Here is a 24,606-nt window from a genome sequence, read left to right as displayed (position 1 = left end):
GAACTTGCCGGCGATGGGGTTAGGCATGGAGCGCTTCAGACTTCGATCTTGTAGAGCTTCGCCGCGTTGTCCTGCACGATCTTGCGGATCACGGCAGGGTCGAGACCCTTCAGCTTCTCCTCCGACCGGGTCACCGGGTTCGGGTACAGGCTCGTCGGGTGCGGGAAGTCGGTCTCCCACAGCACGTTGTCCGCACCGATGCGGTCAAGAAGCGCCAGTGGCCCCGCATCCTCGAACCAGAACGTGCCGTAGACACCCTTCTGGAACAGCTCCTTCGCCGGCGGCAGCGGCGGGGGTTCGACGCCCGGGAACTCCTCGCGGTACTCGTAGTCGATGCGCTCGAGGACGTAGGGAATCCAGCCGATGCCCGACTCGACCGACACCCAGTTCAGCTTCGGGTACCTGATCAACACGTCACTGGCGCAGAGGTTCGCCACGAACCGCGAGTTCGACAGCTCGGTCTGGATGGAGCGGACCGGCTTGCCCGCGCGCTCCGGCAGCGAAGGCCACGCGGCCCCGCCCTGCTCGCCCTTCCAGTTGCGGGCGCCGATGTGGATGTTGATCGGCAGCTCCAGGTCCGACAGCACCTCGTACAGGGGGTACCAGTGCTCGGTTCCCAGGTCGGGCAAGCCACCCAGGTGCGGCTCGCCGGCCATCAGGACCCCGGTGAGGCCGATGTCCTTGGCGCGCTTGGCCTCGGCAATGGACTGCTGGATGTCCCAGAACGGCAGCATCGCCTGCGGCAGCAGTCGCTCCGACCCTTCGGCCTGCCAATCGCGCATCGCGTCGTTGTAGATCTGGCAGATCACGTACGACAGCTCGCGATCCAGGCCCTGCACCATGGCGGGAGCCGCGAAACCCATGATGTTCGGGTACACGATCTGTGCGTAGATACCCATCTCGTCGAGCAGCTCGACACGCGGCTTGGCCTCGGTCGCGGCGGCGTGGACGTCCTCCTTGCGTCCGCCGATCTGGTTACCGGCCAATTCCATGTCGGCGCCGTAGTACGGGATCTTCTCGCCGTTCTTGCGGACGAACGCGATGCTGTTGTCCCTGCTGAGCTTCTGGTGGCCGTCAACGAACCAATAGCTGACGCCATCTTCGTCCGCATGACATTGGGGGACGCGGTCCTTGTACTTGGCTGGCGCACGCGAGGTCCACGTATCACCGGCTTCGGTAATATGCGAGTCCGCATCAATTAGCTTGAGGCTCGCAAAGGGGCCGCTTTCACGCGGCTTGTATGTCATCAGCAATTCGCCTTTCCCGTACAGAGTGGCTCGCTTGGCGACGCTACGCCTGAGAGCCGATGGGTGTCAACGTTTTCGTTGACACCCACGTCAGCCCGGCCGTATCTTGGCTTTCATGACTGATCAAGCGGCGCGGAAGGCTCTGGGAGAGGTCACTTCAGACCTGTTCAAGGCCGCGATGGGTTCGGTATGCACACCGGTCGCTGTCGTGACCGTGTTCGACGGAGCCCGCCCCCACGGCACGACCGTGAGCGCCTTCTCATCCCTCTCGCTCGCGCCACCGATGGTACTGGTCGCTCTCGACGAGAAATCCGACCTGCTGGCGGTGCTGCGCAGCTCGTCTCGGTTCGGGATCAACATTCTCTCGCATGCCCAGGACGACCTCGCGGGCCGGTTCGCGACCAAGGGCGGCGACAAGTTCGACGGCGTCTCGTGGATGGCGCGCGCCGGTGCCCCGCACATCCTGCAATCGGCGTGCTGGTTCTCTTGCGAGGTCGCGCAGCTGGTACCGGGCGGCGACCACACGATCGTGCTGGGCAACGTGCTGGAAACCGACTACGACGACCACGCGCCACTGACCTATTACCGCCGCTCGTTCGGCACCCACTCTGTGCTGCACGAGCAGGCGTCATGAAGGTGATCGTCGACGGCGCCGCGGGCACCGTCACAGCCGAGGACACCGACACCCTGAACGAGCTGTCCGTGGTGATGCGTTCGGCCGATGCCGAACTGGCCGGAAAGGTGCTGGAGAACTACGGCCGCGTGGACGGCACGCACGCCTGGTTGGACATCGAGGCCCTCAAGACCTTCGCGCCATTGCCACACAGCCACACCTGGGACGCGCGGTTCGCCAAAGCGATGGCGTACGCCGCGAGCAACGGCTGGACGGACGAGACAGGCAGGTTTGTCCGCGCTCACCTCGACGAACGCGAGGCATGATGTCCGCAGTCACCCGCGCGCTCGCCGAGTTCGCCCATTCCGCGCCGAGCGGCAGCGCGTCTCCGCGCGCCGCCGAGGTGGTGCGGCACGCTGCCCTGGACCTGTTCGGGGTCATCGTGGCCGGCGCCTCCGAGGAAGCCGGACAGCTCGCACTCGACTACGCCCGCTCGCAGGGCGGCGCTGGCGCCGCGACGGTGTTCGGCGGGCGCACGCGGCTCAGCCCGTCGCTCGCGGCACTGGTCAACGGCACCGCCGGGCATGCCCTGGACTACGACGACATCGGCCTGGGGGCAGGGCACGTCAGCGTCGCGATCCTGCCGGCCGTCTGGGCGGTAGCCGAGCAAACGCAGGCTGACGGCGCGGCGTTCACCGACGCGCTGGTCGTGGCCTACGAGATCGCCCACCGGCTCACCACCATGTACCACGACACCCGTCTCGGCCCTTACGCGGCCGGCTACCACAAGCCGTCGGTGTACTCCAGCCTCGGAGCCGCTGCCGGATGCGCGCGGCTGCTGGGCATCTCCCCCGACGCCGTGGCGCACGCGCTCGGAATCGCCGCGTCGCAGGCCGGCGGCCTGCGCGCCAACTTCGGGACGATGACCAAGCCGCTGCACGCGGGCATCGCCAACCGAACGGGTATCGAAGCCGCACTGCTCGCCCGCTCAGGCTTCACCGCGAGTCCCGAGATCCTCGAACAGCGTTTCGGCTGGCACGACGTGATCTGCCGTGGCGAGGGCGACCTGGACGTGGTGCTGGACGGGCTGCACTCGGTCGGTTTGTCCAGCCCGTACGCCATCGAGGAGGGCATGACGTTCAAGGCCTACCCATGCTGCGGCGCCAACCATTACGCGATCGACGGCGTGCGCAACGTTCTCCGTGAGGCCAGGCTGGCCGAGCCGGACGTCGCGTCCTTGGACGTCTGGATCGAGCAGCGCAACCTCAACGACGTGCTCGTCTACCCTTGGGCCCGCACCCCCCTGGAGGGCAAGTTCTCGCTCGCCTACAACGTAACGGCTGCCCTGGTCGACGGCACGGTCACCGTCGAGACCTTCACCGACGAGGCGCTCGCGCGGCTGAAGCCGTACCGCGACCGGGTCAGCGTGCACCCCACGACTGACCTGCCGCAGAACGGCGCCCGGATCAAGCTCGTCACCACCGACGGACGAACGATCGAACACGAGCAGATGACGCTGCGCGGCAGTGTCAGCGACCCGATGGCCTGGGGCGAACTGGAGGCCAAGTTCCGCGCCAACGTCCGGGGGAAGCTGTCCGGCGACGCCGCATCCGAAGCCGTCGACCGCATCGCCGCCCTCCAGGACCAAACGGATCTCACGCAGATCGGCACACTCCTGCTCGGTTGAGCTGAGTCCGACACGGCGGCGTTGACCGCAGCAGTGCTCGAGCAATGGGCGTCCGCGCAGTCGCCGATGAAGATTTCGGGGTGCGCACGGGTTCACCCCTGACGCGTCGAAGGAGGCCTCGAGAGGGATCTTGGCCCGCGCGCGTGCTCGAATGTTAGGCTGGCGATTGCATACTGAATTCCGATTCACATCCAGCATCGGCAGCCGCCGACGGAGGTAGCGTCACATGCCGAAGAGTGGGATCGATGCCCGCCGCCAGGCCGCCCTCAAGGAGGGTAACGCCGCGTATCTCGCGCGGCGGGAAGAGATCATCCGCGCTGCGGCGGATGTGTTCCGGCTACGGGGGTACGAGGCCACCACACTGCTCGAGGTCGCGAAGAGCCTGGGCACCGATCGGGCCTCCCTCTACTACTACGTCGGCAGCAAAGAGGAACTCCTCCAAGAGATTGTCCGCAACGCGCTTCAGAACGTTCTCGAAGCGGCCGAGACAATCAAGCGAAGCCGGGCGAGCGCACCGGAGAAGCTCAAGGCGCTCATCGCCTCGATGGTCGACAACTACGCCGAGAACTATCCGTACATGAGCATCTACACCCAGGATCTGGGGCGGATTGCACGCCAGGACAGCGATTGGGCCACCGACGTCATCGAACGCACTCGACGCTACGAGGCCGTGGTGCACGCCGTTTTGGCCAAAGGTCAGCGGGACGGCACAGTGCGGAGCGACGTGCCGGTCGATCTCGTCAGCCTCTCACTGTTCGGCATGATCAACTGGATGCATCGCTGGCACCGTCCCGACTCCCAGTTCAGCGCCGATCAGATCGCCGAGTCGTTCACCAAGATCTTCCTCGAGGGCTCGGTGACGAATCAGGGTGCAGACGCCCGAGGAGGGGCCTCGAAGTCCGCGTGAGCCGGCACCGAGCGCCCAGGCCGGTTTGTCCGTTCTTGTTGCCGACCGCACCATTGCACGATTGCACGAGGTCCTGGCCGATCGAGCGCCGCCCGTGACGGCGGTCGCCGTCACCTCACCATGCCCCGCAAGGCTCGCAACAGCCGACGGATCCCGGACTTCGCTGGGCGAGCCCGAATATCGATAATCACGGCCCCTGACCGGCGCCACAGCGCGACGTCGCGCACGAGGTCATCGCTGTCGTGCACGACGCTTCGCGGACCGACCCCGAACTCCCGGCAGACCATCTTGGCCCGCTCGGCGAGCGCACGCCGGTGGTCGCGCAGCACCTCCCACGTCACTTCTGAAACCGGGCTGCCCTCGTCCCCCGGCACCAGGGACCACCAGGGAGGCGTGAGTTCGATCAACACGACGACTCGGTGCGAGGCAGACGTTCTTTCGACAGAAGCGCACACCTCATTCAAGTCCGACCAGGCGGCTTCGGTGTCGTCGATCACGACGCACGTGGTCCCGCGGCCGCTCGATCCCGTGGGGGATTGTTCGGCACCACCAGAGGTGATCTCCACAAGGACTCCCGGTTCCTCTTCCCGGACAACGGCGTTGTCCGTATCCGGCTCAATGCCTGTGACGGCCGAGGCATCGCGCCGTCGATACGCGGCGTTCAGCTGCTGCAGTCAAACGGGTAGGGCCCGGCCGCCCGGCACTAGTCGACTTTCCACAACCTCTTGAACTGGTCGGCATAGTCCAGCGGAACGTCGTACGAGTCCAATGGCTTGCCAATGTTGTTCTTCGTCAGGAGGATCGGTGTGGCACTGTGATCCCCCTCCGGAATCGGCAACCCCATCGCGAAACGGATCGCCTCGTCGATATCCTGCCAACCACCCATCACGAACGGGCTGTTGACTGTGGCGAGCTGTGTTCCATTGAGGACGTTCGCTTGATCGACGGAGTTTCCCTTCCCCCCGAGGATCTTGAACTTCTCGTCAAGGTTGGCACCCCGCAGCGCCTGCGGCAGTTGGCTGATGAACTGACTGTTGACGGAGACGATGTATTTGATGTCCGGCTCGGTCTTGACCTTCGAGATGATCGCCGAATTCAACTGTCCGCCCAGCAGCTGCGCGAGCGTCACGTTCAGCACCGAGGTGCTGCACGCGGGGCAGAGCCGGCCCACCTCGGAGTTGAAGGTGTCGACGACCGGCGTGTAAACCGGGTAGTCCGGCACGGTCACCATCAACGCCTTCGAACCGGCACCGTTGTCGTCTGCGACGTACGTGGCGGCCAGGAGCTTCCCGAGCGATGCCTCGTCGTTCTCGAACGCGCGCCCGGGGATGACGGCGTCACCGGTCGGCGTCGTCGGCAGCGATGAGGGGATGATCGCCACACCCGCCGCTTTGTACTGCGGTTGGACCGTCCTCCACAACTCCTGAGGCAAGCCGGTGAACGACACTGCGACGGGGTGGTACTGCAGCGCAGTACGCATCGCCGTGACCAGGGTCGCGGGATCCGACTGCTTCCAGTTGAGCGTCTTGACGTTCCACCCGATCGCGGCGGCAGCAGCCCGAACCCCGTTGCCTTGAAGCGGGCACGTGGCCTGATCACACTGCAGGAACACAAACGTTTTGCCGGACGGCGGTTTCGCCGGCAGTGTCTCCGTGACCGGTATCGCGGTCGGGAACTTCTGCGCCTTCTGCACGATGTCCTTGGCTTCGGCCAAACCCGCGGCCGACGCCGCACCGTTCGCCGATCTGCCACCACTGCTACCCGCCGGATCAGCCGACGAACTGCAGCCCGTCACGAACAAGGCGAGCGCCATTCCCGCCGCAGCACCCAGCCACCGTTTGCTTCGCATTCCGTGCACTCCTCAAATCAGGATGAGACGCGGCCCATCGGCCGCAACACCAGAATTGACAGTCGGTCAGCCCTTGCGCTGATCAAGCGACGAGGCCGGTTCCGCTTTGCGGTGCCGAATCCGGTTCAGCACAGTGAGGTTGTTCATAGTCGATGTCGCCGAGCCTTGTCAACGTTTGAGTTGAAGACTGCGACCAAGGCGGATCGCTACCCGGTCCGGGCCTGCTCCACATCGAGCTTCATCTGTGCCACGAGCGCATCGACGCCGTCGAATCGCACCATGCCCCGCAGCCGGCGATCGAACTCGAGACCGACCCGGCGGCCGTAGAGGTCCTGGTTCCAGTCCAGGATGTGCGCCTCGACGCGCCGCTGCTTGACGTCGAACGTCGGGTTCGTCCCGACCGAGATCGCGGCCGCTCCCAACGGAACCGACTCGTCGGCCTGCCCCCACTCGTCCAAGAACACCGCGCGACCGGCGTACACGCCATCCGCCGGAACAGCGGCGAAGCGGTCGAACGACAAGTTGGCGGTGGGGAAGCCCAGCGTCCGGCCACGGTGATCTCCGTGCTCGATGACGCCGTCGACGCGGTGTGCTCGCCCGAGCGCGTCCCTTGCCAGGGCGACATCTCCGGCCTCGATGCACGAGCGCAGGAAGGTCGAACTGATCAGCCGAGGCCCGCTCAAGGCATCGTCGACACCCACGAGATCGGCGGCGGTCATGGTGAACCCGAACCGATCGGCGAGTTCGGCCAGCGCAGCCACCGATCCGGACGCGCGGTGCCCGAACCGGAAGTTCGAGCCGACGACGACCTCGGCGATGTGCAGCCGCTCGACGAGCACCTGCCGGACGAAGTCGGTAGGGCCGAGCTGGGCAACGCCTGCGTCGAACGGCACCACCCTGAAGTGGTCGATGCCCAGTTCGGTGGCCAGCTCGGCGCGGCGAGCGATCGTGGTCAGCACCGCTGGGTGCGCGCCGGGACGGATCAGCTCCGCCGGGTGCGGGTCGAAGGTGAGCATCACGCTGGAGAGCCCGAGCCGTCGGGCCGAGGCGACCGTGCGTTTGACGATCTCGGTGTGTCCACGATGGACACCGTCGAAAGTACCGACGGTGACGACGCAGCGCCCCAGTTGCGGCAGGTCGCCGCGCAGATCGGGTCTCAGCTCAGAACCGGGGCGGGCGCGACGAGGCCGAACCGGCACGTCTCGCCAGTCGACGTCCGGCACGCCGCGCTGGGCGACGGCCCGGCTGACGGAGCCGTCGTAACGCTGCGACTCGGACTCGGCGGCTTCCTGCACGATGCGCAGCTGCTCGGGCAACGAGTTGCCGCAGAGCTGGTGGACAAGCCGCCGAGTGGCCGCGATGGCGTCGGCGTCACCGAGCAGCAGATCGGCGACCTTGGCCTCGACGGTGGCATCGAGCACCTCCCGCTCGACGACCTCGTTGACGAGGTTCATGCGAGCGGCCTCATCGGCGCCGAAGCGACGCCCGGTGAGGAGCAGGTCGAGGCCTGCCGCCTTGCCGATGCGACCCAGGCAAGCCGCGGCAGCCGGCCCGGCGACCAGACCGAAGCGCACTTCCGGTAATCCGAAGACGGCGTCGGTGGTGGCGATGCTGATATCGGCCGCCGCCGCGATGGCCAGGCCCGCGCCGAACGCGGCGCCGTTGACTCGAGCCACGACGGGCACCCGCGATTCGTGGATCCGAGTGAGGACCGACCCGAGCAGTGCGGTGGTCCGTTCGATCGTGGCCGGATCACCGAGTTCGGCGCGGTCGGCGCCGGAGGAGAACACCGTCCCGGCTCCCGTGAACACGATCAGCCTGACTGACGAGTCCCCGGCCACCTGAGACAGAGCCCGGTCAATGTCCTCCAAGAGCGCCACACTCAGTGCGTTGCGGGTCGGGGCGTCGTCGACCGTGTAGGTGACGACACCCCGACCGTCCCACGCGAGCCGGGACGACGCGTTCTCGATCACGTGGATCAGACCCACGTACCGTCGGCGGCCTTGGTCGAGAAGCGCGGGAAGATCTTATCCGCGAAGGTCTGCAACTGTTCTTCGTTCTCCTCCGGGTCGAGGTGACCCTGGCCGAACTGCAGCCACATCTCGTTGAACCCGAGCTTCTCCTGAGCGTGCTCGATCTGCCGGGAGACCTCGTCCACATCGCCGATCAGGCAGTTGGCGTAGCCCTGGCCGAACGGCAGGAAGAAGGTGTTCCAGTACCAGTCGTGCTCGGCCTTGATTTCCGCCAGACGCGACTTGTCGTTGCCGAGCATCAGCACCCCGCCCCACGCCGCCGCGTCCTCACGCTTGACGTCGCGCCCGGCTTCCTCAGCCGTCTTCATGTAGCGGCCCCAGAGCGCCTCGCAGAACTCCATCTGGTTGGCCATGACAATGGGCTTGCCGCCTTCGCGCGCCCACATGTCGATAGTGCGCATGCTGTGTGCGAACGCGCCGTACAGTGGCGGATGCGGGTCCTGGTAGCACTTCGGCGCGATGCCGATCTCGTGGACCATGCCGTCGGCACCCATGCCCTTGCCGAACTTCTCGTACGCCGGGTGACCGGTCAGGCCGCTCTCCGGTGGGAACTGCCAGTACTTGCCCTCGTAGCTGAAGGTGTCGCTGGTCCATGCCTTCTTCACGATCTTCACGCACTCTTCGAAGATCTCGCGATTCATCGTGTCGACGTCGTCGCGACTCTTGGCCAGTTCCGGGGTCGTCGCATTCGCGCCGCGAACCGTGGCGTACGAACCGACCCAGCGGCTCTGGTAGCCGCGGGTGAAGCCGACCTGGAGACGACCCTTCAGCATGTGGTCGAGCGTGGCGATCTCTTCCGCCGCGCGGACCGGGTTGTGCGTGGTCAGTACGTATCCGAGCGTCGAGACCTTCATCCGCTTCGAGTGCAGGCCGACGAAAAGGCTGAACATGCCGGGGTGGTTCGTGATCTCGAACCCCTCGATCTGCAAGTGGTGCTCATTGTGGCCGTAGCTGGCGTAGCCCAGCTCGTCCGCGAGACCGACGTAGCCACGGATTTCCTCCAGGAATCGCTGGTACAGCTCCTTGTTCTGACCGGCCATGCCCTGCTCGATCTCATGCTTGCGGCCGATCATGCCCGGCTGGATCAGGTGGAACTTCATCGACTGCCTCCGTAGCAACAGATCCCATGAGTGACTGTCCGTAGCATGACGCAGTGCGATTCGGCTGTCAACACGACTGTTGAGACGCCGCACAGCGGCCTGCCGGTCGTCTACACACACGTTGACTGACGGGTCAACGTGCGCGTATATTCTTGCCGTGTTCACCTTGCCCAGAGGCGTCGTCGACGCCTGGATCAATCCCAACATCTTTCCGCCGGACCCGGCAAAGGACGTCGGCTACCTCTTTCCCGGCCTGGCCGAGCGCCTGACGCGCGGGACGTCACTCGAACAACTCGTCGACGAGATGGACGCTGCCGGCGTCGCCAAAGGAATCCTGTGCTCGGGCTACTCCGGCGACGGCGACCGCGAGTGGAACACCGCCGCGCGGGACAAGTTTCCCGACCGGTTCGCCCTGTCGCACGTCGTCGACCCACGCGAAGGCATCAAGTCCGTCCGCCTGGTCGAGGACCTCGCCCGGGACGGACATGTCCTCATTCGCGTGCTGGGCTTGCAAACCCGGCTTTACTACAACGACGCCGCACTGTACCCGATCTACGCCAAATGCATCGAGCTGGGACTTCCGGTCGGGCTCAACGTCGGCTTCCCCGGCCCCCAAGTGCCCAGCAAGTACCAGGACCCGCTGCCGATCGACGACGTGGCCGAGTTCTTCCCCGAGTTGCGGATCGTCTTGCAGCACGGTGGCGAGCCATGGGTCGACACCTGCATCAAGCTGATGGTCAAATGGCCGAACATCTCGTACATGACGTCAGCGATAGCACCCAAGCACCTCCCCCAGCAGGTCATCCACTACGCGAACACCCGCGGTACCGACCGCGTGATGTGGGCCAGCGATTACCCGCTGCTCACCCACGAACGCTGCCTGCGGGAAGCGCGCGACCTTCCGTTTCGCTCCCAAGAACACTTCGACAAATTCGTCGCTCACAACGCGCAGCACTTCTTCTTCGGCTCCTGACTCCCACGCAATCCTGGTGACGTCATGCAGGTAACGCTCGAGCGTCGTTTCGAGGCCACTACCGGTGAATCGACTGGTCGCACATCACGCTGAACCAGCTGCGCGGTCGGACGGGATTCGGTTGGAACACGTCACAGTGCCCGATGATAGGCTCACACCGGTCAACTCACGTGTTTAAAGGGGTAGGAAAATGGCCAAGAGCGGCATCGACGCACGGCGGAAGGCGGCGTTCGAGGAGCGCAACGCGAGTTACGTCGCCCGGCGCGACGAGATCATCCGCACCGCCGCGCACGTGTTCCGTGAGCGTGGCTACGAATCGGCCACTCTTCGAGATGTCGCCACCGTCCTCGACACTGACCGCGCTTCGCTGTACTACTACGTCGGCAGCAAGGAAGAACTGCTGCAGGAGATCGTCCGCGCCGCCATCGGCCGAGACATCGAGGCCGCCGAGGCAGTCCTGCGCAGCGAGGTCGGGACTCCCGAGAAGATCCGCGCCCTGATCAGGGCAATGGTGACCTCCTACGCCGACAACTACCCCCACATGAACGTGTACATGGAGGACCTGGGCCGCATCGCGCGTCAGGACAGCGAATGGTCGGTCGGGATCATCGAACACCTCCGCACGTACGAATCGCTGGTGCACACGATCCTCGCTCGAGGCCACAGCGACGGTACTCTGCGCGACGACCTGCCCATCGAACTCTGCGCACTAGCCCTGTTCGGCATGGTCAACTGGATGCACCGCTGGTACCGCCCCACGCTCAAGTGGAGCACGGAGAAGATCGCCGAGACCTTCACCGAGATGTACCTGGGTGGGTACTGCGTGCGCCCTTAGGGTGGCCGGGCCGGCTGAACCTAGCGCTCGGAGACCGAGACACCGCGGAGCCATCGCCGCATTCCCGTCGGGTCGCCACAGATCGCGTGCGCAGGTCACCTCCACGTCGCACACCGGTTGGAGCTGTCGGGCCACCTACTGCTGGACAAGTGAGCTCGTGAGTGGCGAAAGCGGTTCTCGCCGGTTTCGCCATCACGATTCCTCAGGCGGTGAGTTTCGGCAGGACTTCCTTGCCGAACACGTCCAGGAACTGGTCCTGGTTGCGGCCCACGTTGTGGATGTAGATGCGGTTGAACCCGGCGTCGATGTACTTCTGCAGCGCCGCCCGGTGCTCGTCCGGGTCCGACGAGACGACCATGCGGCCCTCGAAGTCCTCCCGGCGCACGAGCTTGGCCATCTGCGCGAAGTCGAACGGTGAACGCACGTCGGCCTTCGGGAACTTCATGCCGCCGTTGGGCCACTGGTCCATCGCGTTGGCCCACGCGGTCTCGTCGTCCTCGGCCCAGGACAGGTGCACCTGCAGCAGCTTCGGCATCTCGTCGCCGTTCTTCCCGGCCTTCTTCGCTCCGGCGTTGAAGTTGTCCAGGATCCCGCCCAGCTTCTCGATCGAGGCGCCCGGCGTGATCAGCCCGTCGGCCAGCTCCCCGGTCTTGCGCGAGGTGTACGGCCCGGCCGACGCGATGTAGACCGGCGGCGGCGTCTCGGGCAGGGTCCACAGGCGCGTGGTGTGCAGCTTGAAGAACTCGCCGTTGTGCTTGACGTCCTTGCCGGTGAACAGCTTCCGGATCACTTCCAGCGCCTCGAACATCCGCCGCACGCGTTCGGGCGCCTCGGGCCAGTAACCGCCGATGATGTGCTCGTTGAGCGCCTCACCCGACCCGATCCCCAGCCACGTGCGGCCCGGATAGGTCGCCTCCAGCGTCGCCGCGGCCTGCGCCACCATCGCCGGGTGCAACCGGAACGACGGGCACGTCACCCCGGGACCCAGGTCACCGGTGGTGTTCTCCGCCAGCGACGCCAGCATGCTCCACACGAACGACGACTCACCCTGCTGCGGAACCCACGGCTGGAAGTGGTCCGCCGCCATCTGCCCCGAGAAGCCCCGCTCCTCGCCCGCCTTCGCCAACCGAATCGACTCCCGCGGCGAAAACTGCTCCAACGCAGCCGCAAGACCGATCTGCACGTCACTCACGCGTTTCCGCTCCTTCACCGGTACTTTTCGACGACCTTCACGCCGACCAAGGGTATTGACTTCACGATTGACAGGTAAAATAGTGGGCAATCGCCGCAATTCAACCCGACGACAGCGAGGTCACGCACGTGCACGTTTTGGATTCGTTCCGGCTGGACGGGCGCGTCGTCGTCGTCACGGGCGCAACGTCGGGCCTCGGGGTCGGTTTCGCACGGGCTATCGCCGAAGCCGGCGGGGCGGTCGTGCTGGCGGGGCGCCGTGCCGACCGCCTCGACAAGGTCGCGACCGAACTGGCGGAACAGGGCGCCCTGGTAACCGCGAAACCCACCGACGTCGCCAACGAGTGGCAGTGCGCCGACCTCGTCACGTTTGCGATGGAGCAGTTCGGGCGAGTCGACGGACTCGTCAACAATGCCGGCGTCGGCGAGGCCGTCCCGGCCAGCAAGACGACGCCTGAACATTTCCGCAGCGTCATCGACATCAACCTGAACGGCGTGTTCTGGATGGCCCAAGCCTGCGCCAAGGTCATGCGCCCGGGCTCGTCCATAGTGAACGTGTCGAGCGTGCTCGGCCTCATCGCGCCGCGCTTCCCGCAGGCTGCCTACGCCGCGAGCAAAGCCGGGGTCATCGGGATGACCCGTGACCTGGCCTCGCAATGGTCCGCCCGCAAGGGAATTCGGGTCAACGCGTTGTGCCCGGGCTACTTCCTCACCGAGATGACCGAGACCGGCGCGGACCAGCTGGAGACAAACGTCGTCGCCAACAGCATGCTGGCCCGCTTCGGCGATCAAGACGAACTCGACCCGGCTGTCATCTACCTGCTCAGCCCTGCGTCGTCCTACACCACCGGCACCACGCTGGTCGTCGACGGTGGCATGGCCGCACTGTGATCTCAGCGGCCGGAGTACCGCGGCGGCCGCTTACCCAGGTAGGAATCGATGGCCTCGCGGTAATCTTCCGTCATCGCGGTGAGCACCTGCTGCCGGTTCTCGAACTGGATCACGTCCTGCAGCGAGGCCGACTGCAGAGCCACCGAGAGCCCCACCTTGGTCAGCTCGGTCTGCAGCGGCGGATTCTGCTTGATCTTCTCGGCGATGGCCAGGGCCTTGGCGGTCAGCTGGTCTCCCGGGACGACGTCGGTGACCAAGCCCATCGACAATGCCTCGTTCGCGTCGAATCGGCGGGCGGTGTACATCAGCTCCTGGGCACGGCCGAAACCCACGATGCGCGGCAGCAGCCACGAGACGCCGAGGTCACACGCGCTCACCCCGGCACGCAGGAAGGCCGCGGAGAACACCGCCCCCTCGGCCGCGATGCGGATGTCGCACGCCGCCGCGTAGGAAATACCCGCACCGGCGCACGGGCCATTGATCGCCGCGATGATCGGGATCTTCACTTCGCGCAGCCGGGTCACCATGGTGGCGACCTCAGCCTGGCGCACGAGCAGACCGCGAGGCGCGCCCAGCTTCTCCAACCGGGTGTCGTCGCCGTAGCCGTTGAGGTCGAAGCCGGCGCAGAAGGCACGGCCGGCCCCGGTCAGGACGACGACCCGAGCCTCGGCGTCCTGGTCGACCCGGTCCATGACGTCCAGGAAGTCCTTCGCCAGCTCCCAGGTCAGCGCATTCAGCGCAGCCGGCCGGTTGAAAGTGATCTGCAGGACGCCTTCGTCAATCGTCGTCAACTCGACCGTGCCCATGTACGCACTCCTCAGGCAGTACTGTTAACGTTGGTGTTGATTGGCCCGGGTCAGCAGTCTGCCACAAGAACCCTCGAGGCACCATGGGAGCGGTGATGCCGGTGACGCCTGAACTTCGAGACTGGCTGAGCGCACGCTTGGGGACTTCAGGCCCCTTCGAAGTGACGCCGATCAGCGGTGGCCACTCCAACGTGACCGCACTGCTCAGTTCTCCGGACGGGCAGTGGATCCTCCGCCGCCCGCCGGTGACGGCGATCTCGGCGACGGCGAACAACCTCGGCCGCGAGTATCGCGTCTTGTCCGCGCTGGCAGGTGCGGACGTACCGGTACCGCAAGCGCTCGCATTCGCCGATGCGGAGGAGGTGGACGGACGCTCGGTGCTCGTGATGTCGGCGGTGTCCGGAAGCCCGCTGACGGACTCCTGGCCCGCCGGCTGGCCGTCTTCAGCGGGAATCCGGGACGTCGGCTTCGTTACCGTCGACGCGCTCGCCGCGTTGCATCGCGTGGATGTGGACGCTGTCGGCCTGGCGAACTTCGGCCGCCCGGTGAACTACCTCGAGCGGCAGGTCCGCCGATGGCGCGGGCAGTACGAGCGGAACAGGGTGCGCGACCTGCCTCAGTTCGGCTTCCTCGGCCGGTGGCTGGAGGCGAACCGGCCCGAGGAGACTGCTCCGGCGATCGTGCACGGCGACTTCCATCTGGACAACTGCCTCATCGAACCAGGACCGCCCGTACGGGTGTCCGCGATCATCGACTGGGAGCTGGCCACGATCGGCGACCCGCTCGTAGACCTCGGCCTCTTGCTGGCCCTGTGGGGGCCCGAGCGGGCTACCCCCATCGCGATGCCAAAGGTGCAGGCACTGACCCGAGTTCCGGGCGCTCCGTCCCGCGGGGAGCTGGCCGGCCGGTACGCGACGTTGACGGGCCGCCCGACAACCGCGTTGCGTTGGTACATGGTGCTGGCGCTGTTCAAGCTGGCCGCCATCGTGGAAGGCGCGTATGCCCGCTTCGTCAACGGCTTGGCCGACGATCCGTGGGCCGAATCCCTCGGCGAGGACGTACCGCGCCTCCTCGCCGACGCCGCGCTCCACGTCGTCTGACCACGGAGATCAGGCCGGCGCAACCGGACTCAGCGGGGCCGAACTTCGGCGTAGGGAGCGGGTGTGCCGACAGTGGGTGCGGTGGTGCGGAAGACCGTGCCGCCGGCCGGATTCGGGTAGTCCTCGTTGTCCCCGGTGAGGATGTACAACTCGGCCAGACCGGCACCGCCGAACGCCAGCGTGGTGGTGAGGGCGTGCGGCGACGCGATCTCGGCGATCTTCACACCCGCCGCCGACCACCCGACGACACAGCCGGCGCCGGCCATCGCAACCCACACCGACCCGTCAGCGGCGACCGCGAGCCCGTCGGGGACCGCGTCGTATTCGGAAGTGTCGACGAACAGCTCCCGCGAGGCGGCGATGCCCGCCGCGGCGTCGGCGAGCGCGAACTTCCACACCAGGCACCGGCCCGAGTCCACCGAGTACAACGCGGTGTCGGACGGGTCGGCGTGGACGCCGTTGGCGATTCGCAAATCCTCAGTGAGCACTGAGACGGTGCCGTCGAGATCGATCAGGTAGAACCGGCCGGCGTCCCGGACGTCGGTCCTCGGCATCGATCCGCAGAAGATCCGGCCGCGCCCATCGGCTCCGAGGTCGTTGAAGAAGAACTCGTCCTCGCGCGGCTCCAGCAGCACGACCGTCGAATCACCCGACTTGTGCGAGATGTTGCGGCCGCTGATCACGAAGCCACCGTCGGCGTGCGCGACCAGCCCGCCGATCGCCTTGCGGTGCGGGATCACCGTCTCGGGCTCGGAGCTCCCCGGCGCGAACCGGTAGACGCCTCCTCGCGTCATGTCCGAGAAGACCAGTCCGTGTTCGGGATACCAGCGGGCCGCCTCCGTGAGCCCGTACCCGCCGCGCAGCGCGACGAAGTGGTTCAAGCCGGTCACTACAGCCCCATTTCCGCTGCGGAATCGCGCAGCTGCTCGCGGTGTTCGGGTGCGGCGATCGCGATCACGCGCTCGACCCGCTCCCCCGCGGATGCGCCGCGCAGTTCGGCAACGCCGTGCTCGGTGGTGATCACGTCGACGTCGGTTGCGAGCGCGGTGACGGTCTCGACGCGGGGAACGATCCGGCTGCGCCCTTTACGCGTCGAGGAAGGCAGCGCCACGATCGAGCGGCCGCCGGGTGCGCGCACAGACGAGCGCAGGAAATCGACGCCGCCGCCGGTCGCGCCGACGTACCGCCCGCCGGCCGTCTCGCTGTTGATCTGCCCGAACAAGTCCACTTCGAGCGCGGCGTTCACGCACACGAAGTTCGACAGCTCCTGGATCCGGGCCGGATCGTGAGTCTGACCGATCGAGACGATCCGCAGGTTCTTCTCCTCGGCCGCCAGCGCCAGCGCTTGGTGCGAACCGAGAATCGACCCGGCCACCGCCAACCCGTTGTCCACGTCCTTGGCCCGCCCGGTGATGATGCCGTCGCGCATCATCTCGAGCATGGTGTCGCCGACCATGCCCGAGTGGATGCCGAGGTCACGACGGTCGGCTACGGCTTGCAGGACAGCCTCGCTCAACTTGCCGATACCGACCTGGAGGCAGCTCCCGTCGCGCACGTACCGCGCGACATTCGCCGCGATCACCCGTTCCAGGCTGGACGGGTCGGCGCGGGGGTACTCGGGCAGCGCCCGGTGCGTGCGGATCGAATACGCCACCTGGTCAAGGTGCACCCGGGTGTCGCCCGGCACCACCGGCACATTGTCGTTGATCTCGGCGAGAACGACCCGCGCCGAAGAAATGGCGTGCCACGCGTAGTCGGAAGTGACTCCGAGGCTGCACCACCCGTCGGCATCGGGCGGACTGAGCAGGACGAGCGCGACGTCGACCTTCAACGGCCCTTCGGACAGGAGCCACGGCAACTGGGACATGTGCGCCGGGACGATCTGCATGCGCCCCTCGCCGATCAGCTGCGTGTTCGCCGCCATCCCGACCGTCGACACCATGCCGATCCGGGCCGGAACGCGGGTCAGCACACCGGTGACGCTCATTCCCACGAACAACCGCACTCCGGGCAGCGCATCGGCGTGGTGCAACAACTCGTCCACCAGCACCGTGGGCTCACCCAGCACTTGCTCGACGGCGATCGTGTCACCGGGACAGAGGTACGTCAGGATCTCAGGCACGCTCATCGGTTTCGAGTCTCGCAACGGCTCCGAAGGTTGTCAACACACGTGTTGGACACTTACGCTCGACCGATGTTCCGGTTCGAGGAAGTCCCCTCCTGGACCACACCGGCGGTCCTCGCCGAGGTGTCCGCCGCGCATCCCGATCGCACTTTCGTCATCGCCGAGGACGGCGAACTGCGCTACGGCGAGATGGCCGAACTGGTCGCGAACGTCGCCGTCGGCTTCGCCGCCCGGGGACTGGCGCCGGGCGAACGCGTCGGCGTCCTGCTGACCAACGGCATTCGCTGGTGTGCCTCCTACCTCGCGGCGCACGCCGCCGGGCTGACCGTCGTGCCCCTCAACACGTGGTACCGCTCCGATGAGCTCAGAGTCGTGGCCGAGCGGGCAGAACTGCGCGCGGTCATCACTCAGGACCGGATCTTCGGCCGGAACGGACGCGACCTCGTGTCGGGCGTCGCGGCCGCTGGAACGCCGATCCTGACCTGGAACCGCGGCACCGCCACTCCGGACGGAATACCCGAGGTGACCGTCGCCGACCCGCTCGCCGCGCTCCGGGCGGCACCCACCATCGAAGCCGCCGACGCCCTTGTCCTGTTCACCAGTGGTAGCACGGCCGAGCCGAAGGCAGTCCGCCTGACCCAGGGCGGCGTGGTCCGCACCGCGCACGCCATCGGCGAGCGGCAGGGCGTCACCGGCTCCGACAGGCTCTGGTTCGGCTCACCGCTCTTCTTCGTGTACGGCTGCTCCAACGCCCTGCCGAACGCACTCACCCACGCCGCCACCCTGTGCGTGCAGGAGAAGTTCGACGCGGCGGCCGCGCTGGCTTTCATCGAACGCCACCGGTGCACCGTCTACTATGGAATCGGCCCGATCACGCGGTCGCTGGCCGCTCATCCCGATCTCGCCGCGCGCGACATCAGCAGACTGCGCACCGGCACCGCCAACGCCACCCCCGAAGACCTCCGCCTGGCGATCGAGGTGCTCGGCGTCCGCGAGGTGTGCAATGCCTACGGCCTCACCGAAGGCCACGGCCACTCCACGATCACCCACCACACGGACCCGCCGCAGCTTCGTATGCTCAGCCAGGGCACCGCGCTGCCGACGCAGGAACTGCGCATCGTCGTCGACGGAGCGCCCGTGGGCCCGGGCGAACCCGGCGAGATCCAGATCCGCGGCCTGATTTCGCCCGGCTACCTGGACGACGGCGATCGCACCGCGCAGGGTTTCGCCGCAGACGGCTGGTTCCGCACGGGCGACCTCGGCAAGCTCGACGTCGACGGCCGCCTCACCTACCTCGGCCGGAGCCACGAGCTGATGAAGGTCAACGGCATCAACGTCTCGCCGCTGGAAATCGAACGCGTCCTCGTGGAGCACGACGACGTCGATCAGGCTTTCGTCTTCGGTCTTCCCACGCCGGAGGGCGACGAGACCGTGGCCTGCGTGCTCGTCAGCACCGCCGCACACGACGATCTGGCCGATCGGGTCCGGACCTGGCTGCGCACGCGCATCGCCGGCTACAAGGTCCCCAGCACCATCAAGGTGACGACAGCCGATCAGCTGCCCCTGACCGCCACGGGGAAAGTTTCGAAGCGGTCGATGAAGGAGCAGCTGAGCGGCTGAGTCATTTCAGGAGCTTGCGGTTGACCTTGCCGGTCGGGGTCATCGGCAACGCGTCTTTGAACTCGACGACGCGCGGCTTTTTGTACGAGGCGAGGGTCTCGCCGACGTACCGGCTCACCTGGTCCTCGGTGAGCGACGAACCGGTCGCGCGGACCACGAAAGCCTTGACGACCTCGCCCCACTGCTCGTCCGGCGCGCCGACCACCGCGACTTCGGCGATCTCCGGGTGGTCGCCCAGGCACCGCTCGACCTCGCTGGGGAAGATGTTCTCGCCCCCGGAGATGATCAGGCTCTTGAGACGGTCGACTATGTAGAAGAAGCCTTCCTCGTCCCAGGTCACGCCGTCACCGGTGTGGATCCAGCCGTTTCTCACGAGCCCGGCGGTCTCTTCCGGCTTGTTCCAGTAGCCGATCATGTTGTTGGGACCGCGGTGGCAGAGTTCGCCCATGGTCTTGCCGTCGCGGGGGACGGGCCGGCCGGTCTCCAGGTCGAGGACCGCCAAAGTGGACAGCAGCGCGGAGTTTCCGCACGAGCGGAACAGTTCCGGTTTCTCCCCCGACAGCGCGCGGCGGTGCGCCTCGGGGCCCAGGTAGGTGCCGGGACCGAACTCCGTCATCCCCCACGTCTGCATCAGGTCGGCCTTGAACAGCTCTCCGGCCCTGCGGATCGTGTCGGCACCCATGGGCGCACCGCCGTATTCGACGATCCGGACCGTCGAGGGAGGGTCGACGTCCTTCTCCGCCTCCGCGACCAACCGGGGCAGCATGGCCCCGATCGCCATGAAGGCGGTAACCCCCTCCTGCCGGATCAGCTCGAGCATCCCGTCGGTCTGGAAATTCGTGACCACCACGGGGCGCCCGCAGAGCAGGTAGGCGAACGCCATGTAGCCCACGACGTGGAACAGCTGTCCCAGCATCAGGTAGATGTCGTCCTCGGCGACCCGGGTGCCGGCCAGGTAGTCGAGCGTGCAAGCGCCGTAGCTGTACTGCGAGTGCACGGCACTCTTCGGGATGCCACTCGTACCACCGGTGGAGATCGCGAGGTACGGTTCGAACAGCAGGGACTTCGGGTCCGGGAGACGCCGCCTGACATCGGCGATCCGCGGTCGCACCCGCGCGAGCAGCTCTTCGTACTCACTGTCCTTGCCGGTGGACCATTCGATCCAGACCGTGTCCACCTGGGTGCGGATCTCAGCGACGACGTCCGCGAACTCAGCCTCGTAGAACACGACCGCCGGCGCCGCGTCGAGCAGTGCCTCGGCGACCTGCGCCGGCGAGAACCGCCAGTTGAGTGGAAACAGCAGCGCCCCCACCCGTGCCGCCGCGATGTAGAGCTCGACGAGTTCGATGGAGTTGCGCGACAAGGCCGCGATGCGGCCGCCTCGCTTGAACCCGAGTAGTTCGAAGAGAGAACCAGCCAGCAGGTCCGTGCGATCAGCGAGCTGGCCGTAGGTCCGGGTGACGCCCGAGACCGGGTCGATCAGCGCCGGCTGGGTCGTGTTGCGCGCCGCGAACATCTCCGGCATGTTTGCGATATTGAACATCGAGGTACGCCCTTTGCCCCGGGGAGAGATTCCTAAGCCTGGCCGAACGCCGGCAGGACTTCCTTGCCGAAGAGGCGCAACGCGTCCATCGTGTGCTCGTGCGGCATGTCCTTGTACTGGACGAACAGCAGCAGCCGGTCGACGCCCATCGTCTCGTACTTCTTCGCCAGCTGGATGCACCGCTCCGGGTCGCCGACCAGGATCATTTCCTTGCGCTCCAAGTGGTCGTAGGTGAACTTGTCGTAGTCCACCCCGACGAAGCGCTCGTAGTAATCGTACGAGCTGCCTTCCTTGATCTCCGGCAGCAGCGAGCAGAGCAGCTCGATCTGGTCGTGCTGGTATTGCATGACGCCCTTTTCGGCCCGCTCCCGCGCCAGCTCGTTCGTCTCGGCGCAGTGCGCCATCGTGAAAACAGCAGTCTGGTTGTTGACGAACTTGCCGATCGGGTCGGCGGTCTTGATCCGCTCGCGGTACTTGGCGATGCGGTCGCCGACCTCCCTGAAGTCCAAAGCGAGGGTGAACGACAGCAGTCCCAGGCCCAGTGCGCCGGCCACCTCGTGGGATTCGGGGCTGGTGCAGGACATCCACAGAGGCGGGTGCGGGTCCTGCAGCGGCTTGGGCACCATCGGCCGCGGCACCTGATTGAAGTACTTGCCTTCATGCTCCACGGTGTGGTTGGTCCACGCCTTGATGATGAGTTCCAGGGACTCACGCCACATCTCGCGCGTCTCGGATGGATCAATCCCGAAGCCGCCGAGCTCCGCGGCGGTGGCGGACCGACCGCTGCCGAACTCGAGCCGGCCTTGCGAAAGCAGGTCCAGCGTCGCGGCCTGCTCAGCCGCCCGGATCGGGTGGTTGTACGGGTAAGGCAGCAGACGCACGCCATGGCCGATGCGCATCGTGGTGGTGTTGGCTGCGGCCCAGCTCAGCAGGACTTCGGGGGCGGATGCGTGGGAGAACGACTCGAGGAAGTGGTGCTCGACCGACCAGAGCGACTTGAAGCCCACCGACTCGGCAAACTTGATTTGTTCCTGCATCTGCAGGAACGCCGTCGATTCATCCTCCCGCGAGATCCCGACGGGCATCTGCCATTCGTAGAGGAGTCCGAATTCCACGTAGATCTCCATGTTCAATTCGAAGCGATGCGTCATCACCGCGGGTCAAGGACCATCACAGCCTGCCCGTCGGATCATCCTCTGTCAACCATCGTGTTGATACGACGCGAGAGGCCTGTCAGGTCGAGATCAACGCGTTGCGGACAACCAGTGTTGACGCTCGGTGAGCACGGTCTGCCGCCGACAAGGTCGCGCCCCGCCGCGTCGAACCCGCGTGATCCACGATCGTTCGGGCTTGCTTTCGCGGATTTCCGGGGCCGACGAATCCTCCTCGCAAACCCAGCGCCTGCGCATCGACCATCGCCATGTCTCGCACCGCGGCGGACGATTTCTCGCACCGCGGTGGAGTGGAAACCACGCTCGTGAAACCGGTTCCTCCTGGCGTCGGCGGCGCACCGCGGGCACTGAGCCGTTTCGACGATCGGGGACGGGATTCGCGTGATCCAGGCCTCAGCCACCCGCTCGCAGTCAGTGGAACCCTTGACAGCCAACGAGTTATCTAACGATCGTTAAAGCGACGTGGACACCGACGACCACATCCAGGGAGGAATGGACCATGACCAACGCGGTGATCGTGGATGCCGTGCGCACCCCATCGGGCAAGGGAAAGCCGGGCGGCCAGCTTTCCGGCTTGCACCCCACCGACTTGCTGTCCGGGGTGTTACGCGCATTGGTCGAACGCAACGGGCTGGACCCCGTCCTGATCGACGACGTGATCGTGGGCTGCGTGGGGCAGGCCGGTGAGCAGGCGATGAACATCGGGCGCAACGCGGTGCTGGGCGCCGGGTTACCCGAATCGATTCCGGCCACCACGATCGACAGGCAGTGCGGGTCAAGCCAGCAGGCCGCGCACTTCGCCGCCCAGGGCGTCATCGCCGGCGCCTACGACATCGTCATCGCCTGCGGCGTCGAGTCGATGAGCCGCGTGCCGATGGGAACCGCGACGCTGGGCGCGGACGCATTCGGACCGGGCGTGGCTGCCCGCTACCCCGAGGGGCTGGTCAACCAGGGCGTCGCAGCGGAAATCATCGCCGGCCGGTGGAAACTGGACCGCGCCGCGCTGGACGAGTTCTCCGCCCGTTCGCACACCCGCGCCGCCGCAACGGCGGCGGCGGGCGGGTTCGACAACGAGATCGTGCCGATCACCGCCGAGAATGTCACCGCCACCACGGATGAGACCGTCCGGGCCACCACCACCGTCGACGGCCTCGCCGGGCTGAAACCGGCCTTCCAGGACGCCGATTCGGGTGCGCGCTTCCCCGAGATCGACTGGAAGATCACCCCCGGCAACTCCTCCCCGCTGACCGACGGCGCCTCCGCTGTTCTGATCATGAACGAGGACGCGGCAGCCGCGCTGAACCTGCGTCCGCGGGCCCGCTTCCACAGCTTCGCGGTCACCGGCAGCGACCCGCTGCTCATGCTCACCGGCGTCATCCCGGCCACTCAGAAGGTTCTCGCCCGCTCCGGTCTGTCACTGGACGGGATCGATGCCTACGAGGTCAATGAAGCCTTCGCCCCCGTCCCGCTGGTCTGGCAGTACGAATTCGGCGCCGACCCCGAGCGCCTGAACCCGCGCGGCGGGGCGATCGCACTGGGCCACCCGCTCGGCGCCTCCGGCACCCGGTTGCTGACCACCCTGCTCAACCACCTCGAAGCCACCGGCGGCCGGTACGGCCTGCAGACCATGTGCGAGGGCGGCGGCATGGCCAACGCCACCATCATCGAACGCATCTAGGAGTCGTTGTGCGACGTGAGCTGTTCAGCCCGGACCACGACACCTACCGTGCGATGGTCCGGGAGTTCGTGACCCGTGAGGTCGCGCCGAACCTACAGCGCTGGGACACCGACCGGCTCATCGCCCGCGACGTGTGGCACGCCGCGGGCGAGCAGGGGGTCATCGGCCTCGGCGTCCCGGAAGAGTTCGGCGGCGCCGGGCAGCCGGACTTCCGGTACCGCCTCGTCGTCACCGAGGAACTGGCCCGCGCCGGCGCGAACTCGCTCAACTCGAGCTTCGCGCTGCAGGACGACATCGTGATGCCCTACATAGCCGACCTGGGCACGTCCGAGCAGACCAACCGCTGGCTTCCCGGTATGGCGGCCGGGGAGCTGATCGGCGCCATAGCCATGACCGAGCCAGGCGCCGGCAGCGACCTGCGCGGCGTGCGGACCACGGCCGTGCGCGACGGCGACGAGTGGGTGATCAACGGGCAGAAGACCTTCATCACCAGTGGCGTCAACGCCGACTTCGTCATTGTCGTCGCCCGCACGAACCCCGGCGCGGGCTCGAAGGGGTTCAGCCTGATCGTCGTCGAGACCGGGACTCCGGGGTTCACCCGAGGTCGCAAGCTGGACAAGGTCGGGCTGCACGCCCAGGACACCGCCGAACTGTACTTCAGTGATGTCCGGGTACCGGGATCCAATCTGGTGGGCACCGAGGGCGGCGGCTTCGTGCACCTGATGGATCGCCTCCCCCGCGAACGGATGTCGATCGCGGCGAGCGCGATCTCCAGTGCGCAGGCCGTTTTCGACGACACCACCCGGTACTGCTTCGAGCGCACGGCCTTCGGCAAACCGATCGGAGACTTCCAGAACACCCGTTTCACCCTCGCCGAGATCACCACCGAACTCGACGTGACCCGTGCCTACCTCGACAACGCCGTGCTCGCGCTCAATGCCGGAACCCTGACCGCGGTCGACGCGGCCAAGGCGAAGTGGTGGGCCACCGAACTGCAGAAACGAGTCGTCGACCGGTGCGTGCAGCTGCACGGCGGCTACGGCTACATGCTCGAATACCCCGTCGCGCGCGCCTTCATCGACTCGCGCATCCAGACCATCTACGGGGGCACCACCGAGATCATGAAGGAGATCATCGGCCGCGACATCGCCGCATCACTGAGCAGCTGACGCTCTTCCCCTGCATCGGGCGATGCGCCGCCTTGCTCGACAACCAGTCCCACGTCGAAGGAATCGC

The 24,606-nt window shown here is 66.4% G+C and carries 22 protein-coding genes; 11 read left to right on the top strand and 11 right to left on the bottom strand.

Features of this window, described 5'->3' with window-relative positions; all coding sequences use genetic code 11:
* Positions 1 to 35: 35 nt before the first annotated feature.
* Complete coding sequence (locus QRX50_RS29715; protein WP_285966430.1) at positions 36 to 1,247, bottom strand: amidohydrolase family protein; 1,212 nt, start codon at positions 1,245 to 1,247, stop codon at positions 36 to 38.
* A 115-nt stretch (positions 1,248 to 1,362) separates the two neighbouring features.
* Here QRX50_RS29715 and QRX50_RS29710 point away from each other — a divergent pair, with 115 nt between their 5' ends.
* From QRX50_RS29710 to QRX50_RS29695, 4 genes are all read left to right on the top strand, one after another.
* Positions 1,363 to 1,881: a flavin reductase family protein gene (locus tag QRX50_RS29710; RefSeq protein WP_285966429.1), complete on the top strand. Its 519-nt coding sequence runs from the start codon at positions 1,363 to 1,365 to the stop codon at positions 1,879 to 1,881.
* Positions 1,878 to 2,186, top strand: a complete 309-nt coding sequence (locus QRX50_RS29705) for a hypothetical protein (protein ID WP_285966428.1) — start codon at positions 1,878 to 1,880, stop codon at positions 2,184 to 2,186. The genes QRX50_RS29710 and QRX50_RS29705 overlap by 4 nt, the downstream gene beginning before the upstream one ends.
* A complete protein-coding gene (locus QRX50_RS29700) occupies positions 2,183 to 3,547 on the top strand; it encodes an MmgE/PrpD family protein (RefSeq protein WP_285966427.1) in 1,365 nt (454 codons plus the stop codon). Before QRX50_RS29705 ends, QRX50_RS29700 begins: the two co-directional genes overlap by 4 nt.
* A 226-nt stretch (positions 3,548 to 3,773) precedes the next feature.
* Entirely contained in the window at positions 3,774 to 4,454 is a 681-nt protein-coding gene (locus QRX50_RS29695) for a TetR/AcrR family transcriptional regulator (protein ID WP_285966426.1), read from the top strand.
* A gap of 110 nt (positions 4,455 to 4,564) precedes the next feature.
* On the opposite strand, the gene QRX50_RS29690 is transcribed toward QRX50_RS29695, so the two are convergent.
* The 4 genes from QRX50_RS29690 to QRX50_RS29670 form a co-directional block, all read right to left on the bottom strand.
* Positions 4,565 to 4,951, bottom strand: a complete 387-nt coding sequence (locus QRX50_RS29690; RefSeq protein ID WP_285966425.1) for a hypothetical protein — start codon at positions 4,949 to 4,951, stop codon at positions 4,565 to 4,567.
* 206 nt (positions 4,952 to 5,157) lie between these two features.
* Positions 5,158 to 6,303 carry a sugar ABC transporter substrate-binding protein gene (locus tag QRX50_RS29685; RefSeq protein WP_285966424.1) on the bottom strand — a complete coding sequence of 382 codons (1,146 nt, stop codon included), beginning with the start codon at positions 6,301 to 6,303 and terminating at the stop codon, positions 5,158 to 5,160.
* 206 nt (positions 6,304 to 6,509) lie between these two features.
* Positions 6,510 to 8,291 carry a bifunctional riboflavin kinase/FAD synthetase gene (locus tag QRX50_RS49810; RefSeq protein WP_353074008.1) on the bottom strand — a complete coding sequence of 594 codons (1,782 nt, stop codon included), beginning with the start codon at positions 8,289 to 8,291 and terminating at the stop codon, positions 6,510 to 6,512.
* Positions 8,282 to 9,529, bottom strand: a complete 1,248-nt coding sequence (locus QRX50_RS29670; protein ID WP_285966423.1) for an LLM class flavin-dependent oxidoreductase — start codon at positions 9,527 to 9,529, stop codon at positions 8,282 to 8,284. The genes QRX50_RS49810 and QRX50_RS29670 overlap by 10 nt, the downstream gene beginning before the upstream one ends.
* A 64-nt stretch (positions 9,530 to 9,593) precedes the next feature.
* On the opposite strand from QRX50_RS29670, the gene QRX50_RS29665 reads away from it, so the two are divergent.
* Together QRX50_RS29665 and QRX50_RS29660 are read left to right on the top strand one after the other, a co-directional pair.
* The gene (locus QRX50_RS29665; RefSeq protein ID WP_285966422.1) at positions 9,594 to 10,409 is read left to right on the top strand and encodes an amidohydrolase family protein; all 816 of its coding nucleotides are present in this window, start codon (positions 9,594 to 9,596) and stop codon (positions 10,407 to 10,409) included.
* A 190-nt stretch (positions 10,410 to 10,599) separates the two neighbouring features.
* Positions 10,600 to 11,244, top strand: coding sequence for a TetR/AcrR family transcriptional regulator (locus QRX50_RS29660; protein ID WP_285966421.1), 645 nt, complete (start codon positions 10,600 to 10,602; stop codon positions 11,242 to 11,244).
* 202 nt (positions 11,245 to 11,446) lie between these two features.
* Here the strand turns inward: QRX50_RS29660 and QRX50_RS29655 are convergent, their stop codons facing one another.
* The gene (locus QRX50_RS29655; RefSeq protein WP_285966420.1) at positions 11,447 to 12,436 is read right to left on the bottom strand and encodes a TIGR03557 family F420-dependent LLM class oxidoreductase; all 990 of its coding nucleotides are present in this window, start codon (positions 12,434 to 12,436) and stop codon (positions 11,447 to 11,449) included.
* Between the two features lie 128 nt (positions 12,437 to 12,564).
* Between QRX50_RS29655 and QRX50_RS29650 the strand changes: the two genes are divergently transcribed.
* A complete protein-coding gene (locus QRX50_RS29650; protein ID WP_285966419.1) occupies positions 12,565 to 13,326 on the top strand; it encodes an SDR family NAD(P)-dependent oxidoreductase in 762 nt (253 codons plus the stop codon).
* 2 nt (positions 13,327 to 13,328) lie between these two features.
* Here the strand turns inward: QRX50_RS29650 and QRX50_RS29645 are convergent, their stop codons facing one another.
* Complete coding sequence (locus QRX50_RS29645; protein WP_285966418.1) at positions 13,329 to 14,132, bottom strand: enoyl-CoA hydratase/isomerase family protein; 804 nt, start codon at positions 14,130 to 14,132, stop codon at positions 13,329 to 13,331.
* Between the two features lie 191 nt (positions 14,133 to 14,323).
* Between QRX50_RS29645 and QRX50_RS29640 the strand changes: the two genes are divergently transcribed.
* A complete protein-coding gene (locus QRX50_RS29640) occupies positions 14,324 to 15,232 on the top strand; it encodes a phosphotransferase family protein (RefSeq protein WP_285966417.1) in 909 nt (302 codons plus the stop codon).
* Positions 15,233 to 15,261: 29 nt separating this feature from the next.
* Here the strand turns inward: QRX50_RS29640 and QRX50_RS29635 are convergent, their stop codons facing one another.
* Positions 15,262 to 16,122: an SMP-30/gluconolactonase/LRE family protein gene (locus QRX50_RS29635; protein WP_285966416.1), complete on the bottom strand. Its 861-nt coding sequence runs from the start codon at positions 16,120 to 16,122 to the stop codon at positions 15,262 to 15,264.
* Complete coding sequence (locus QRX50_RS29630) at positions 16,122 to 17,360, bottom strand: acetyl-CoA hydrolase/transferase family protein (protein WP_285966415.1); 1,239 nt, start codon at positions 17,358 to 17,360, stop codon at positions 16,122 to 16,124. The genes QRX50_RS29635 and QRX50_RS29630 overlap by 1 nt, the downstream gene beginning before the upstream one ends.
* A 66-nt stretch (positions 17,361 to 17,426) precedes the next feature.
* Between QRX50_RS29630 and QRX50_RS29625 the strand changes: the two genes are divergently transcribed.
* Positions 17,427 to 18,977 carry a class I adenylate-forming enzyme family protein gene (locus QRX50_RS29625; protein ID WP_285966414.1) on the top strand — a complete coding sequence of 517 codons (1,551 nt, stop codon included), beginning with the start codon at positions 17,427 to 17,429 and terminating at the stop codon, positions 18,975 to 18,977.
* Between the two features lies 1 nt (position 18,978).
* Here the strand turns inward: QRX50_RS29625 and QRX50_RS29620 are convergent, their stop codons facing one another.
* Both QRX50_RS29620 and QRX50_RS29615 read right to left on the bottom strand, forming a co-directional pair.
* Positions 18,979 to 20,502, bottom strand: a complete 1,524-nt coding sequence (locus tag QRX50_RS29620) for a class I adenylate-forming enzyme family protein (RefSeq protein ID WP_285966413.1) — start codon at positions 20,500 to 20,502, stop codon at positions 18,979 to 18,981.
* A gap of 50 nt (positions 20,503 to 20,552) precedes the next feature.
* Complete coding sequence (locus tag QRX50_RS29615; protein WP_285966412.1) at positions 20,553 to 21,635, bottom strand: LLM class flavin-dependent oxidoreductase; 1,083 nt, start codon at positions 21,633 to 21,635, stop codon at positions 20,553 to 20,555.
* 556 nt (positions 21,636 to 22,191) lie between these two features.
* Here QRX50_RS29615 and QRX50_RS29610 point away from each other — a divergent pair.
* Both QRX50_RS29610 and QRX50_RS29605 read left to right on the top strand, forming a co-directional pair.
* Positions 22,192 to 23,370: a thiolase family protein gene (locus tag QRX50_RS29610; RefSeq protein ID WP_285966411.1), complete on the top strand. Its 1,179-nt coding sequence runs from the start codon at positions 22,192 to 22,194 to the stop codon at positions 23,368 to 23,370.
* An 8-nt stretch (positions 23,371 to 23,378) separates the two neighbouring features.
* Complete coding sequence (locus QRX50_RS29605) at positions 23,379 to 24,539, top strand: acyl-CoA dehydrogenase family protein (protein WP_285966410.1); 1,161 nt, start codon at positions 23,379 to 23,381, stop codon at positions 24,537 to 24,539.
* Positions 24,540 to 24,606: the final 67 nt, after the last annotated feature.

Origin of the sequence: Amycolatopsis sp. 2-15 (assembly GCF_030285625.1) — a bacterium.
In the GTDB taxonomy this organism is placed as follows: Bacteria; Actinomycetota; Actinomycetes; order Mycobacteriales; family Pseudonocardiaceae; genus Amycolatopsis; species Amycolatopsis carbonis.
Note: the sequence above shows the minus strand (reverse complement) of the source record. Positions and strands in the feature narration are given on the sequence as shown.